We start from the raw sequence: 13,893 nt of genomic DNA on the forward strand, positions 1-13,893 counted from the left end.
GGATCCGCCGCGCCAGACGGGGAGGGCACGTGGTGGACCAAACGCCAATCCAGCTCGACGAATGGCTTGAGTCGCTCCGCGGCGAGTTCGCAGCGGCCCTGCGGCGAGGACGGGGCCATGAGATCCGATTCGTGATTGACAAGGTAGAACTCGAGGTCGAAGTGCAGTCGCACCGCGAGGCCGGCGCCGAGGGACGGATCAGGTTCTGGGTCGTCGATGCAGCGGCCGAGGGGAAACGTGGATCGAGCCGCACCCATCGGCTCCGGATTGCCGTGACGCCGGTCATGGACGACGGAAGTTCGCTGCAGGTGCGAGATGATCTCGATGGCCCGCCGGAGTGACGATGTGATGCCCGGGTTCGACCGTCGTCAGCATGTCGAGGTAATCACCACGGGGTCGTCCGCCGGCATTGGCTACGGGACCGGCTACCTGCTGGCGCCACGGTTGGTTCTGACCGCACGGCACGTCGTCTTCGGCGCCACAGGAATCACAATACGATTCGGGCTCACCCCCGACGGCGGTACCCGGTCTGCCGCGATTGCTTGGTCGGGCGCCGAAGAGGTCGACCTCGCGCTTCTCACACTGGACGCTCCAGCGCCATACGAAGTTTTGACGCCGCGCTTCGGGGAGTTGCTGGCCTATCCAGAAGGACGCCGTGGTCAGGCCGACACGCCATACGTCAGCCTCGGTTTCCCAGCCCGGCAGCAAGGAACGTTGTCGAGCGGCAAGGTTTATCGCGATTCTGTGACGGTCGGAGGCCTGGTCAGGTCCGATTGGAACCTGCGGACAGGCCTCCTGGAGTTGGAGGTCGAAACCGTCGACGGGGGCACGGCCGAGGACTGGATGGGGATCTCTGGCGCCCCAGTGTTCCTCCACGGCTGGCTCATCGGGGTGATCGTCCGGGCGAGCCGTCACCAGGAGACCCTCACGGCTGTCCCACTGGCGGCCGTGCTGAGCGAGTATCGGGTCAACCTCGGTCATCGCTTCGCCGAGCCACCACCCGGCCGGGCGAAGGTGACCACCCTGCTGACCGGGCATGGGGTCACCCCCGACATCCTGCCGGCGCGCCGTCGTCCGTATCAGCCGACGCTCGAAGTCGCTCGCCAGCTCTGTCCGCAACTGCTAGGGCGCGACGCAGAAGTGAAGAGGCTGCACGAATGGCTCTCCTCGGCGCGTCGTTACGCGGTCTGGCGCGGGGATTCCTGGTCGGGCAAGACGTCGATCGCTGTCACGCTGGCCAGCGAGCCGCCGCCGGGGTTCGACGTGGTCTCCGCTCTCATCAGCCGGACAACGGTCAGCAGCGGAACGATCGGCGAGGTACTGATGTTGCTGGCCGATCAGCTTTCGGCTCTCCTCGGTGAGCGCCCTCCTGAACCCGGTACGGCTCAGATCGTGTTCAGCGAGTTGCTAGCTCGGGTGTTCGAGATGCAGCTCCAGCTCGAACGCAGCCTCCTGATCATCCTCGACGGCATCGACGAGTTGGAGAGCCGGGATTCGATCCGCCGGCTGCTGGCCATGCTGCCTCCCGATCCTCCGACCGGGGTGTCGATCCTCCTGCTGACGCGGCCGTCAGTCGACTTCTCCCGCTTGGCAGATCCTTCCCGTCCAGTCAACCGACCCGACCTGTGCGACTTCGTCCAGCTCGCACCGAATGTGCAGTCCGATCAGTCGAGGCAACGAGCGATAGTCGCGATCGAGGAGCTGCTCGAAACCTCGGATGCCGTCGCTCGGCCGCTGGCCGAGTGCTTGGCCGCCGTAGGACCGCTGGGCGAAAGCGAGCTTGCGGAGATTCTCGGGGTCTCCGAGGAGGACGTACGCCATGCCCGGAAAGCCGGCCCCCTCGACCGGATGGTCTGGACTCTTCCTGGAGAGAGGGCGGACCGCATCGTTCTCGGCCACGCGACGATCCGGACCACGCTCCTCGATCGGATGACGACGCCGCCGGCGACGTACCAGGAGGCAGTAGCCGAACTCGGAGACCGCAGCGCGGCCGACGGTTGGGGGGACGGGACTCCGGACTTCTTCGTCGACGGGTATCTGTCGATGCTGGCCGAAATGGGCGACCTGCGCAGACTGACCGACACCGCCACGTCTCCGCTGTGGCTCTCGCTGCACCGCCGTCGCCCCGGCGCGCAGATCAGCGCCGGCAAGGCCCTCCGGCAAGCTGTCGAGATTGCGCTGGTGAATAACGACGACCTGACAGAACTTGTCCCGTTGACTTTGCGGCTCCACGAAATCCAACCTAGTCGGCGCACCTATCCAGAAGCCCTCCCCCAGGCGTTAGCCCTGGCTGGGTATCCCGACCAGGCACGACAGCGCGCCGAACAGGTGCAAGGCGAACTTGAGCGGACCAGGGCCTTTACCCGACTGACCGTCGTCGAGCTACATCTTGACCGCTCGACACGCGCAAGCATCGCGCTCGAACTTGCCGTCGAGTCAGCACGACGAATAGACGTCGAACACATCGACCGCAGGGACGCTGCCGTACATCAAGACATGCAGCAGAGGCGCGGGATCCTGAACACCTTGAACGCCAGCAATCGGCAGTCGGGCGAACCGCCCCCGATCTCCGCGGCGGTGCGCAAGGCGGAAGCAATGGTCCGGCTCGCGCCGCTGGCGCATCGACTCGGGCGGATTGGGACCGAAGTCGCTCTCAACGCCGCGCTGTGGGAGTTGATACTCGAGTCACCTGCGAGGGATCTGCCCGTACGAATCCTCCTCGATGCCATCGAAGTCGCCGTCGGTGTACGGGACTTCGGCCATGCCCGCGCGGCGTTGGACCGGATCGCGGCGAGCCCCGTCGCCGCCGACGATCAGCGCAGGATGGACCTCCTCCGGCAGATCGTTGCCAACCCGGCAGGCCCGGGGAGGATCGATCGCGCCCTCGAACCGATGCCAGTGCCCAGCCTCAGCCTGGAGCTCGCAGAGTTTCGTCGCATGGGGCCCGACAACGTCCGGCTCCATCGGATCCACACCTGCATAGGCCGCCGAGACCTCCACGACGCCGCACGGCTCGTCGACGAATTCCGCACGGAGCCGGTGAGAATCTCCGACCTGGACGGGCCCGACGAGGACCTCGGCGGGCTGGCGCTGCTGGCCGCACATCATTTCGGATCCGAGGCGGCGTCGCTGGTTCAGGCCGTGGATCAGTATGTGGAACGGGCGGCGGCCGGCAGCACGACCACCGAATGGATGCCCGACTTTCGCGGCGACCACGTCGCCAACGACATGCTCCCGGACGCGGCCGGCAGTTATCTCGCGCAGATCGTCGAGACCATGCTTCGCCACAACGAACTCGAGACGGCACTTCGGGTTTTGCCGCTCTCGAAGCCGTCGGAGGTGATTGAGATGATCTTTGGATGCTATGCCGTCGGCGCCGCGCGTGCAGGGCGGGACGTCGAGGCGGCCAGATTGCTGCGGCGTGCGATGTACACCAAGCGGAACTGGGCAGCAATCGCGGAGGTATCCAGGATCTGGACGGAAACTCCGCGATGGCGCGAGAGTATCTCGCTCTGCCCCCGCCGGCTCGGCTGGGCCGACTTCAGGATCGAGCAAGCTGCACGGACCGCCGTCGAGGCCGGTGCCATCCAAGAAAGTCTGGCGATCCTCGCAGTGCATCAGGGTAATCGTGCTGCTGTACCGGCTGCCCTGGCCGCTGCGGGCTACCGGAATGCGGCCGCCGTGATCACAGCTCAGATCGATGAGGCAACCCCCCGGCTGCTCACACTGCTGGAGATCGTCGAGGCTACCCACGACGGTGCCCGCGAGGCCGACACGTTCCAGCGCTGGTACGGCCGAGGTCGTACCAGAGACGCACCGTCCGCGAAGGCCCTGCTGGAATCGGTGCTCCGGTCTTCCGACTCAATTCCCCCGGATGAGCGAGGAAGGGTTCTGGTCCGGTGCGCAGCGACCGCGACGCGGATCGGGCAGCCCGCGGTGGCGGATCGGGCAGTCAAGCGCGCGATCGAGCTCAGCCGTCGCTTGCGGGCGCGCGATCGGAAGGAGGTCATGCTGCTGCTTGTCACCGAGGATGTCGGCGCCGACCAGGCGTTCAAACGACACATCCTGACCCGGTTGGTTCACGGCCGACGGCACGTCACCCGACGACGGGCTCGCTTCCCGATCCTGGTCGATGCGGCGTGCGCGGCGTACCAGGCGCACGAAACGGAGCTGGCCGATGAGTTCGTCGAGGAGATCCTCCGCGTGTACAGCCACAGGCCGTGCCCAACGGAACTGGTCATCGCGGCCGGGCGGCATGGTCGGAAGGACGCCGCGAGGAGGCTACTCGCCACGATCTTGACGGACGCTGGGCCCGCCGTTGGCATGCTCCAGCGGCAGATGGAGATCTCATTCCGGCGTGACTATGCCCGGGCTGCTGCAGCAGCTGACCTGTGGGACGAGGCCGTTGGCGCTATCCGCGATCTGCCACTCGAGTCACAGGGCGCGGTGTTCGCAGGCCTCGCGGACAATGTTGCCGAAGACAATCCCGACCGCGCCCGCCAACTCGTGATTCAGGGACTGCTCACCGGCATCGGTCCGAGGATCCTGGCAGTCGCGACGCGCCTCGAGCCCCGCGTGGGCCCGATCGCGCTGGAACGCTTCATCCACGAGATCCTGACAATGGCCGAGAACAGGGTCGATTGACGAAGCGACGGCGGTCGACAGGCGTCTGGTTGGGGAGCTGGCAACGTGGGGTGACGGGTCCGAGGCGGCGACAGGGGTTTAGAGATCTGACCGGGGAGCACTCTCAAAATCGTGTAGATTTGTTATAACACGCTGGAGATCTGCGCGCGGACTGTCAGAATTGCATCTAACCTGCACCGTCTGACCTCTCAACGATGACCACTCGTAATCGCTGTTCGTTACCTGTCGCAGCGTGTTCGTGATGCCGGCTGCCATCCCGGCTCCTGCCGGCTCCACCGCCGCAAGCGCGGCCGAGGCCAGGGCGGTGGAGGTGATGCCCAGGCCGATCCCAGCCAGTATCAAGCCGGGCAGCAGTACGAGCCAGCCGGACGTGGCGGTCAGGTGAGCCATCGAGGCCAACCCGGCGGCGAGCTGCCGTTCGCCGGCCATCCCACGCTCGGATCGGCTCACCCTGGCTGGAGAACGGCGGCACGCCGCACACCACGGACGTCGTCGTACAGGAATGCGCGTCCGGCCTGGTCAAGATCCGACGCGACCAGGACACGCTGTCGTTCGGCGCTCCCCCGACGCTCCGCGACGGACCACTCGGCAACGACTATCTCGACAGCATCGTCGCGGCGTTCGGCATCAGGCGTGACCAGATCGTCGATCACCAGGGGTCGACAACGGACCCGACTGGGGCATTATCCGACTGCGCACCGCCGACGAAGTACTCGCTCTGGAGCCCGACCTCTCTCGCATCCCGACCGCGATGATCGGTGCCGTCGGCCCCTATCCCGACGGGTGCGACCATGCCTTCGAACTGCGAACCTTCGCGCCCGGCGCCAGCGGGCCCGATGACCCCATCTGCTGCAGCATGAACGCCTCGGTCGCCCAATGGCTAATCAGCACAGGCATCGCACCCGACACCTACCAAGTCTCCCAGGGCCAACGCCTCGGCCGAGCCGGCACCGTCCACATCCGCACCGACCCCAACGGGCACAATCTGGGTTGGCGGAACCACAACCACCCTGATCCAAGGGACTCTCAGGTTTCCCGCCGAAGCCTTCCCGTACCGACGAGTAGTGCGCCGAGTCGGGTGGCGACCGTAGCGGCCGTCCACGGGTGGTCTCAGGAGGGCGCGCAGAACTGGACGTTGTTCGGACCGTAGATGGCGTACATCAGGGGGAAGTAGTTACCTTCGGCTGCAGCGTCGTTGGTCGCGGATCGCAGTGCGGTGCGCAGCGAGACACGGTGATCACAGACCTCCGACAGCAGCTTTCGGCCGATGGCGTCGGCGATCGCTGCCTGGACCGGCCAGTCGGTGCCTATGAAGGCTTGGGCGCCCCATTGCTCGGTGAAGAAGTCAACGAAGGGCGCACCCGTGAGAACGTCGCCCTGGCCGGATGCGCACGCGTTCAGGATGACTACAGGATTGGCCGGTCGCACCGGCGTCCACCATCTCCGCAACTGGCTCAGTGTGATCCGTGAACGGCTTTGTTCCGTTGGTCCGAACACCAGCGAACTCATCTCGGGTTTTGCGATGTCGACTGTCGCCGGATCGACCGGAACGGCGTGGCAATACAGGTACAGCAAGTCACTCGGCTGATCGGTTTCGGCCCAGGCTCGAATCTCCTTCGGAGACCTCGAGGCGTCCTGGACGACCGAGTCAGGATCCGTGAGCGCCTGCGCCATCTCCTCGATGAAGGCAAGCTGCTGCAGACCTCTTGGAACGGTGTCGCCAACGATGGGCTTCAGTCGCCAACGGCGCCCTCGCCGTGGGAGCACTCCTGCCGGTGCCGGCACGACGTCTCGGTAGATATCGAACCGCATGCCCCAGAAGCCCTCGGGGTCGACGTCCTTCACACCGGCGTTCTTCTTCAGCGGCCGGTCGTACAAGATCCCCCACGGAAGTGAGTACCCGCTCGTCACTAACTGCATCAACGGAGGATGCGCGCGATCTCCCAGTCGGCTCAGATCGTCGGCCAATTGCTGCATCCTCTCCGGTGCCGGCCTGTCGGTCCAGGTAGTGAACACCCGCTGGTGCAGTCGGCTCCCGATCTTGGCCAGCGCGACGAGAGCGTCGTCGCCGTCCTGGCCGAGAAGGGCCAGGCCCGTCCCAGCTACGAACTTCTCGGACAGCCCACGGAGCTCCCGATAGGCCTGTCGAGCGACCGGATCCACTTTCCTCGGGAGATCCTCGCTCCACACGAATCGGTTTCTCAGCTCACCACCTGCCCAGAGCCCCGCGCTCTGCGGTGTGAGATGGAGACCGACATCCGCACCCGCAGGCTCCGCGATCGCCTCGATCGGCACACGCAATGATCCACGGCCACGGGTCCGTCGGCGTTGGCGGCGCTCCTTCGTGCCGCGCACCTCGAGGTCGATGGTCTGACGGGCGATGCTTCCACCATCGACCAAGAGGAGCGCCTCGATCCTTGCCTCACCGACGTCTCCGGCGCGGTAGCTGAGATCCAGCGGCGCGGTGCCGTCCTCGGTGCACTGGAACTCAGCCGACATGACGAACTGGTGCCAGTCCTGCCCATCACCAAGGAGATTGAAGGCGCCGTTCGTCGCATTGAACGCGTAAACGATCTTCTTTCCCTGCAACTCCTCGGCCGAGAGGCTGGCGCTCCAGCCGTCGAGCCAAGCTGCTCGTTCTAGCGCTGTCTGCAGCGGATACTCGCGACCACTGACGACAACATGCGGCTTCTGGCGCATGATCTCGGTGTGCTCCGGGAAACGGATATTCCAATGCAGCTCATCAGGCCGGAGGATCTTGGCATCTCGGCGCGCGTAAAGACCACGCTCAGCTTCCGGCCTGTTGAACACCGCGTTAGGCCTCAGAGCCGCCCCACTTAGCAGGTGGCGAATTACAGGCATTGTGGCAGCTGCGATCGGTTTTGCTCGGCCGATGCTCACCTTTGCGGCAGCCATCTTGACGACGTCGCTGAGGCTGGCGTCATCCGCTGCTGTGGCGACGTGTTCCTGGATCTGGCTCATCATCTCGTCGGCGACCTGGCCGCCGAACCGCGCCAGCCGTCGTCCCAACAGACGCTGAAATTTCTCGTCCGGCCGCTCGCCTGGTTCGAGCAGCGGCTGGAAGGACCAGTCGTCGCCCGGTTCGACGTAGGAGTCCGCGCCCGCGAGAACCGCACGGAGGCGGTCAATGCGTCCCGCACGGTCTCCCTGGACGACGATCGAAGCCGTCGTCCCGGCGCGGACGCGACCGATCAGAGCCTTGACCTCGTCCCAGTCGTCCTCTTCGTTGACCACCACCAGGTTGAAGTCGCGTACGCCGACCAGAGCCGCCGCTTCGGCGTTCGAGTTGACCAACTGAATCTCGACGTTGCCCAAGGTTCGCAGGCCGGCGAGAGCCGTCGGACTCTCATCCGTGACTGACAAGATCGTGAAAGGGCGGCCACCTAGCGCGTCCTCCAGAGCCCTGAGGTCCATCAAGACCTCCCAGCTGCCGCGTCAGCCGTACGGATCATCCGTGAAAACCTCATCAAAGTCGTCGGGTCCCAGGGTCTGCGACTTGAAGCGCCCGAACAGGGTCTTTTTCACCTTCACACAGTGGTACAGCGGAGTTCCTGGCTTGCACAGCGAACTGAAACCGGATCCCTGCCAACTCGACGCGGTCCATCCCAGTTCAGGATCCGAGATGCCAACCTTCTCCAATGCCCACGGCAACGTTGCATTGGCGTGCAGCGAGAACTTGGACGACTTCGCTGCGGACACCACGAGCGTCGCGGCCGTGGCCTCGATCACCTCGGTGACGAGAACCCACTCCTCCTGCCACTGTTCCTTCTTCGCGAGCGCCACGATCCGGCCCTGAACCTCCGGCACCTCACGGACCTTGTGTCGCCAGCCGGCCTCGTAGGACAGCGCAAAACCTCCGACTCGCGAAAAGGACAACGACACCGTCGCCTCCGCGCCAAGGCCGACGGGAGTATTCACCCCGGCACCGCCCTCGGCCGCCTTCTCTCGCACACACCCGGCGTAGTAGGTCTCGGATCCCTTGATCTTGTCCTTGTCGACCGGTATCGCATCCTTCCATCCAGGCCAGTTGAAAACGTTGCCCAGATGAACCATCACGCCCTGCTTGCTCAGCTCGAAGTAGTCGCCGACCTTCACCGGAACCACAAGGGGATATGCACCCCGAAATCCCGTCGTGCTCTTCACGAGCTCGTTGTACTGCTTCGCCGACATCAAATCCCCCCATCCCGAGCCCGCGTGAATGCGCCACCGCAATCCACGAACTCCCCTGCCGCTAGTGTGCCGCAACCACAACCGCAGCGGAACCTTCCACGCGACCGGCGCAGGGGCGTATCAATCGTCTCCGCTCGCGGCTCTTATAGGCGAGAAGGATCACCACGGCGGGCATGGGTGCTGACGGATGGGGGTGCGGCAGATGGGGAGTCTCCTCGAGCCACCGACCGACGGGCTCAAGAAGGGCACGAAGGTCTCCTTTCATTACCGGTGGCGGGTGGTAGCGCTCGTCCTGGGTGTCTGCGTCGTCGCGGCGCTCGCAGTACTGCTCCGCGGCCGTCTCGGAGACGACGGCGTTCCGCAAGCGGTCTGGGTCGCACTGCTCGTGCTTGCCGTCATACTGGGCCTGGCTGCGTTGGTCGGGACCGCTCGCACCCAGGGCTACAAGTTCCCGGCATGGGCGGCGCGAATCTCGTCGCGATTGCCGAGCTGGCTGGTCGAGCTGCGCTGGCCCGCGCTGGCCTTGATCGCGCTGGTGACCGCGCACTTCGGCGACGCCGCAAGTCTCAAGGGCCAGGCGAGGTCGATCGTCGAACTTGAGCTTGCCGGTAGCAACAAAGCGTGGATCGCGTGCGATTGCGACGACGCCTTGTCGGCAGCCGTCCGCCAAGACTTCTGGTTCATCGCCTCTTACGTGATCCTGCTCAGTCTGTTGTCGTTCTGGGCAGGCGCCTACTTCCGGCTGCCCACGCTGCGCCGAGCCCGGCCCTCTGTCGTCAGCGCGGTCGCCGTCGCCGGCCTCCTCGACGTGATCGAGAACATCCTCATGCTGACTGCGGGACCGACGAACCGGGCGTGGCAGTTCGTCGCGGTCTGCGCGTGGGCCAAGTTCGCCTTGTTGCTCGTCGCCATCGTCTACACCATTGCCGGCGCGTTCGCCTGGTGGTCAACGCCGCGCTGGGTGCGGATCGCCGCGTGGGCGCTGCCCAAGTATGCCCGTGAAACGGGAGATGCGACTGCGGTCTCGCCATCAGCGAAGGTTGGGCCCGCCGCGGGAGGCACGCAGACGGAGCGCGCCGAGCCCTCGGCAGGCCCCGGACGGCACGGCATTGCTCTGTCCGGCGGAGGTATCCGGGCGTCGTCGATCAGTCTCGGCGCGCTCCAGGTGCTCGACGACACCGATCTCGGCTGGCCGACGGCGCGCGCCGTCACCGCGGTGTCGGGCGGGGCAAACATGGCGGCTGGCTGGAGCATCTCGCGATCGAGCTACCAGACGGGTGACGGAGGGAACGGCGCCCGGGTGCAGCCTGATGCGCTGGCTCCAACTCCCTGGGTGTTACAGGCCGACGGATTACCGACTCCTGAGGAGCGCCATCTGGCCGACAATCTTGGTTACCTCGCGTCGAACCAGCCGCGGGGATCCGACACGGACCCGGCCGCTACAGATGCCACCCGGAACGCCGGTCCCAAGGGCCAGCAGAGTTCTCGCAAAGCGTCGTACCAGCCTGCGGTCTTCGCGACGGTCATCGCCGGGCTGACCGTCAATGCTGTGGTGCTGGCGAGCTTGCTCTGGGCAATCACCCGACCCGTCGGCTGGGCGCTGCGCAGCCTCTCGGACCAGGACGGTACCCTCCAAAGGGGCGCGATGCACCAGCTCGTGAAGCAACACTCGCTCGCGCTGCCAGGGATCATTTTCCTCGTCGCCGGATTCGCCGCCCTGATGTTGTGGGTGCTGGCCGGCCGGCTTCTCCTGCGACCCGCTCAGGACCAGCCATGGGCGCGCTTCGCGCTGCAGACGCTGAAGCGAGCGGCGTACGGCGGCCTGGCTGTGGGCGCGCTGCTCGCTGTCGTCCTGTGGGGCCTGGTTGAACTGGTCGGCGCGGTCGCGTATCTGTCCCTGCCGACGCTGATCGCCAGTGCAGCTGCCAGCGCCGGTGTCATCGGCTCGGTCGTCCGCATTCTCCGGAAGCCGGCGGCGCGCTTCGCGCCGATGCTGGGCGGTTTTGCGTTCGCCGTAGTCGCGCTGGGTCTGGCAGCCCTGGCGATCTGGACCGCGGCCAAGTACGGAGCGACTTGGTCCTCCAAAGAGGTGTTCAGCTGGCAGTCCGGCTGGAACTGGGTTGCCGCACTGGTCCTTGTCGCTGTTGCGCTCCTGGGACCCAGCCCGGAAAGTTGGTCACTGGCGCCCTTCTACAAGAGCAAACTGCGCCTGGCCTATGCCACCTACCGAACCTCCAACGACGGCGTGCACACCTACCTGAACGACAACGTCGCAGGTACGAAGAAGATGTCGGAGCGCGAACCCGGCCTGTTCGCCTTCAACCGCGAGGACGCGGCGGTGCGCACGCCCCTCGTGGTCTGTACGACGAGCACCGTCACCTCGCGTGCCGTTCGGACCCACTACGGCACTCCGGCTCTCAGCGTGACCTTCGACCCCGACCGGACGATCCTGCATCTGCCCCAGGACCGATACGGCGGGATGCTCCAGTTCGCCGCGTCAACACGGGTGGTCGACCTGCTCGGCAACAAACTCCGCAAGCGGATCACCACCATGCTGGCGGTCGCCATCTCCAGCGCCGCGGTCTCTCCAGCGATGGGGCGGTACCGGATCGGGCCGACCAGCATGCTGCTGACGTTCTTCAACATCCGGCTCGGTGTCTGGATCCCCAACCCGCGCTTCATCACCCAACTCGAGGCCGCACACCTGGAGAACCAGCCCGATCTGTCGTACGCACGGACCGGGCTCGGCTATCTATTCAAGGAGTTCTTCGGGATCCACGACCTCGACGATCCGTACCTCTACTTGACCGACGGCGGCCACTGGGAGAACACCGGACTCGTCGAGCTGCTCCGGATCGAGGAGATCACCGAGATCATCTGCGTCGACGCCGACTCCGGGCCGGGCGATGCGACCAGCTCGCTCGGCAAGGCGATCGCGATCGCTCCCAGCGAGTGCAACATCCGGATCGACATCAGTCTCGACCCCCTTCGGGCAGCTCCCAGCGGCTCGCGGGTACCGGCGTACGCGCCGCGAACCGTCAACATCGGGTTCTTCACCCACGGCGCCGGACTCTTCACCGCCAACACTCGGGTCGGAGTCATCTGGTACGCCAAACCAGGTCTGGCAAGGGAGATGCCCGCGTCGCTGCTCGCATTCCACGAGCGGTACCCGACGTACCCCAGGGAGTCGACGCTGAACCAGTTCTTCGACACGGCGAGCTTCACGGCGTACCGCGACCTCGGCCGTTACAACGCAGACCAGATCCTGCTCGCGCGCCGAAAACTCACCGAGGCCCTGACCGAACTCCTCGCCATCGCCGACCCCGCCCGGTTCGACGAGAAACTGTCAGCGATGGCCTGCGATCAGAACACCCATTGGGCCGTCATCGAACTCTCTCGCGCCGCCCGCAGCGCAGTACATCCCGAGTCCACCGCCAGCGCGGAGCGGATCAGAGCCTACTGCCAAGCAGTAAGCAATTCCCTGGTCCCACCGCCGCCACCCGACGACGAGGGTCCTGCTGAGTAGCAGGACAGAACGGATCTGCAGCAGTACGTCAACCGCACCTGGAAGAACCTCGCGAACGCATCGCGCGGATGTCCTTAGGACTCAGACGCTCGGCAGGCTCCAGCGCATCAAGTCCCGCCAGAGCCGCCTTCTTCTCGGCCACGGCTGCGCTGTATTGGCTAGTGAGCGTCTCGGGATCCCAACCAGCCTCCAGCGCCCGCTGGAGTTGAGTCACATTCGCTTCCGCTGCAGCGATCCGTTCCCGGAAGACTCTCTCAGTCGACTCCATTGGACTGCAACAGTCTCATCAAGATCGTCAGGCTGAAGAGGCCGGCTATCCACCCATTCACGCCGCCGGAGAGCTGATCCTCTCGGACGTGAACGGTCGGCGGATGGCACAATGCCGCGCTCGATCCCGGGATCAGAGTCCTCGCCGCACACCTGTAGAACACGGCATGCTTGCGTCGCGCGCCCTCCATCTTCCGCCCACACGTTGCACAGCAAATCGCTCCTCGAAAGAGGTATGACGCCTTCTGCCCGACCCGGGTCCGCGGCTGGGACGCCCGGGCCGCCATGTCCGCGCCTCGACGAGCACGGATCTCCAACTGAACCCGCGTGGGCGCACTGCACACCGATGGTGCTGACCCATCGGATCGTCCGGCAGGTCTCCCGACGTCGTCCTCGACCCTGCCCGGCCTGATCGTGCGCATGCTCCACCTCCTCGACCCGGACGAGCAGGACCAGGTGCTGGACGCCGGCACCGGCTCCGGCTACTCCGCCGCTCTCCTCGCACATCGCCTCGACGACAAGCAGGTGACCAGCATTGACGTAGATCCCTACCTCGTCGACGCCGTCCGCGAATGCCTCGCCGACTTCGGCCGAACACCGCGCCTCGAGGTCGCAGACGCCACCGGCGCGCTGCCGGATATGAGCTACGACCGGATCGTTGCGACCGTCTCCGTCCGTCCCATCCCGCCGGCATGGCTCGAGGCTCTCCGCCCCGGCGGGAGGCTCGTCACCACAATCATCGGCACCTCACTCCTCATCGCCGCCGAGAAACACGTCCGACGGAATCGTCCGCGGCCGCGTCCAGCCCGATCCGGCCACCTTCATGCGCACCCGCCGCGACACCGACTACCCAGCTCGGCTCGATGATGTCTACGCACCGCCCGGGACCAGCCAGGCGACGAGACCCACCAACTAGCGGGGCCTATTGCCGGACCTGTGGGACGACTGGCAGCTTGCGATGCCTGTACGAGCTCGATAGTTCCGACATCGAGAACCGATCCGCCACCCGCGAGGACGGCAGCCAACTCCTGTGGCTCCTAGCAGCCGACGGACCCTGGGTACGCGCCGACAGCGGAAGCAAGACCGTTCATCAGAGTGGCCCACGGCGACTGTGGGAGAACCTGGAGCGCGTCCAAGCCAGGTGGACCGCCGGCCATTTCCCCCTCCACACGATGACGAGCTCGGCGACTCCGGGGACCTCGTCGGCGAGCCGCGGTTCGGTTGCAGACGGGTTTCGTATACGAAATTCCACGATCGTCGTGACG

9 protein-coding genes are annotated in these 13,893 nt (G+C 65.6%); 5 read left to right on the forward strand and 4 right to left on the reverse strand.

Features of this window, described 5'->3' with window-relative positions; translation table 11 throughout:
• Nucleotides 1-29: 29 nt before the first annotated feature.
• Nucleotides 30-341 (forward strand): trypco2 family protein, encoded by a 312-nt coding sequence (locus tag AB0L70_RS06870; RefSeq protein WP_363680834.1) that lies wholly within the window; start codon nt 30-32, stop codon nt 339-341.
• Entirely contained in the window at nt 316-4,644 is a 4,329-nt protein-coding gene (locus AB0L70_RS06875) for a trypsin-like peptidase domain-containing protein (RefSeq protein WP_363680836.1), read from the forward strand. The genes AB0L70_RS06870 and AB0L70_RS06875 overlap by 26 nt, the downstream gene beginning before the upstream one ends.
• Before the next feature lie 446 nt (nt 4,645-5,090).
• Here AB0L70_RS06875 and AB0L70_RS06880 read toward each other — a convergent pair whose 3' ends face one another.
• Nucleotides 5,091-5,297, reverse strand: a complete 207-nt coding sequence (locus tag AB0L70_RS06880; protein ID WP_363680838.1) for a hypothetical protein — start codon at nt 5,295-5,297, stop codon at nt 5,091-5,093.
• Between the two features lie 65 nt (nt 5,298-5,362).
• On the opposite strand from AB0L70_RS06880, the gene AB0L70_RS06885 reads away from it, so the two are divergent.
• On the forward strand, nt 5,363-5,794 hold the full coding sequence (locus AB0L70_RS06885) for a PhzF family phenazine biosynthesis protein (RefSeq protein WP_363680918.1): 432 nt from the start codon (nt 5,363-5,365) through the stop codon (nt 5,792-5,794).
• On the opposite strand, the gene AB0L70_RS06890 is transcribed toward AB0L70_RS06885, so the two are convergent.
• Together AB0L70_RS06890 and AB0L70_RS06895 are read right to left on the reverse strand one after the other, a co-directional pair.
• Complete coding sequence (locus AB0L70_RS06890) at nt 5,755-8,079, reverse strand: CHAT domain-containing protein (RefSeq protein WP_363680840.1); 2,325 nt, start codon at nt 8,077-8,079, stop codon at nt 5,755-5,757. The two genes, AB0L70_RS06885 and AB0L70_RS06890, sit on opposite strands and share 40 nt — an antisense overlap.
• A gap of 21 nt (nt 8,080-8,100) precedes the next feature.
• The gene (locus AB0L70_RS06895; RefSeq protein ID WP_363680842.1) at nt 8,101-8,760 is read right to left on the reverse strand and encodes a hypothetical protein; all 660 of its coding nucleotides are present in this window, start codon (nt 8,758-8,760) and stop codon (nt 8,101-8,103) included.
• Between the two features lie 277 nt (nt 8,761-9,037).
• On the opposite strand from AB0L70_RS06895, the gene AB0L70_RS06900 reads away from it, so the two are divergent.
• Entirely contained in the window at nt 9,038-12,361 is a 3,324-nt protein-coding gene (locus tag AB0L70_RS06900) for a hypothetical protein (RefSeq protein ID WP_363680844.1), read from the forward strand.
• A 254-nt stretch (nt 12,362-12,615) separates the two neighbouring features.
• On the opposite strand, the gene AB0L70_RS06905 is transcribed toward AB0L70_RS06900, so the two are convergent.
• Nucleotides 12,616-13,050 (reverse strand): recombinase zinc beta ribbon domain-containing protein, encoded by a 435-nt coding sequence (locus AB0L70_RS06905; RefSeq protein ID WP_363680846.1) that lies wholly within the window; start codon nt 13,048-13,050, stop codon nt 12,616-12,618.
• On the opposite strand from AB0L70_RS06905, the gene AB0L70_RS06910 reads away from it, so the two are divergent.
• Nucleotides 12,956-13,495, forward strand: a complete 540-nt coding sequence (locus AB0L70_RS06910) for a methyltransferase domain-containing protein (protein ID WP_363680848.1) — start codon at nt 12,956-12,958, stop codon at nt 13,493-13,495. The genes AB0L70_RS06905 and AB0L70_RS06910 overlap by 95 nt on opposite strands.
• Nucleotides 13,496-13,893: the final 398 nt, after the last annotated feature.

Origin of the sequence: Kribbella sp. NPDC051952, from assembly GCF_040680855.1 — a bacterium.
GTDB lineage: Bacteria > Actinomycetota > Actinomycetes > Propionibacteriales > Kribbellaceae > Kribbella.

Coding starts and splice junctions, on each gene's coding strand:
- AB0L70_RS06890 (WP_363680840.1), bottom strand. CDS start 8,079: ATGGACCTCAGGGCTCTGGAGGACGCGCTAGGTGGCCGCCCTTTCACG.
- AB0L70_RS06900 (WP_363680844.1), top strand. CDS start 9,038: ATGGGGAGTCTCCTCGAGCCACCGACCGACGGGCTCAAGAAGGGCACG.
- AB0L70_RS06875 (WP_363680836.1), top strand. CDS start 316: ATGATCTCGATGGCCCGCCGGAGTGACGATGTGATGCCCGGGTTCGAC.
- AB0L70_RS06905 (WP_363680846.1), bottom strand. CDS start 13,050: ATGCGCACGATCAGGCCGGGCAGGGTCGAGGACGACGTCGGGAGACCT.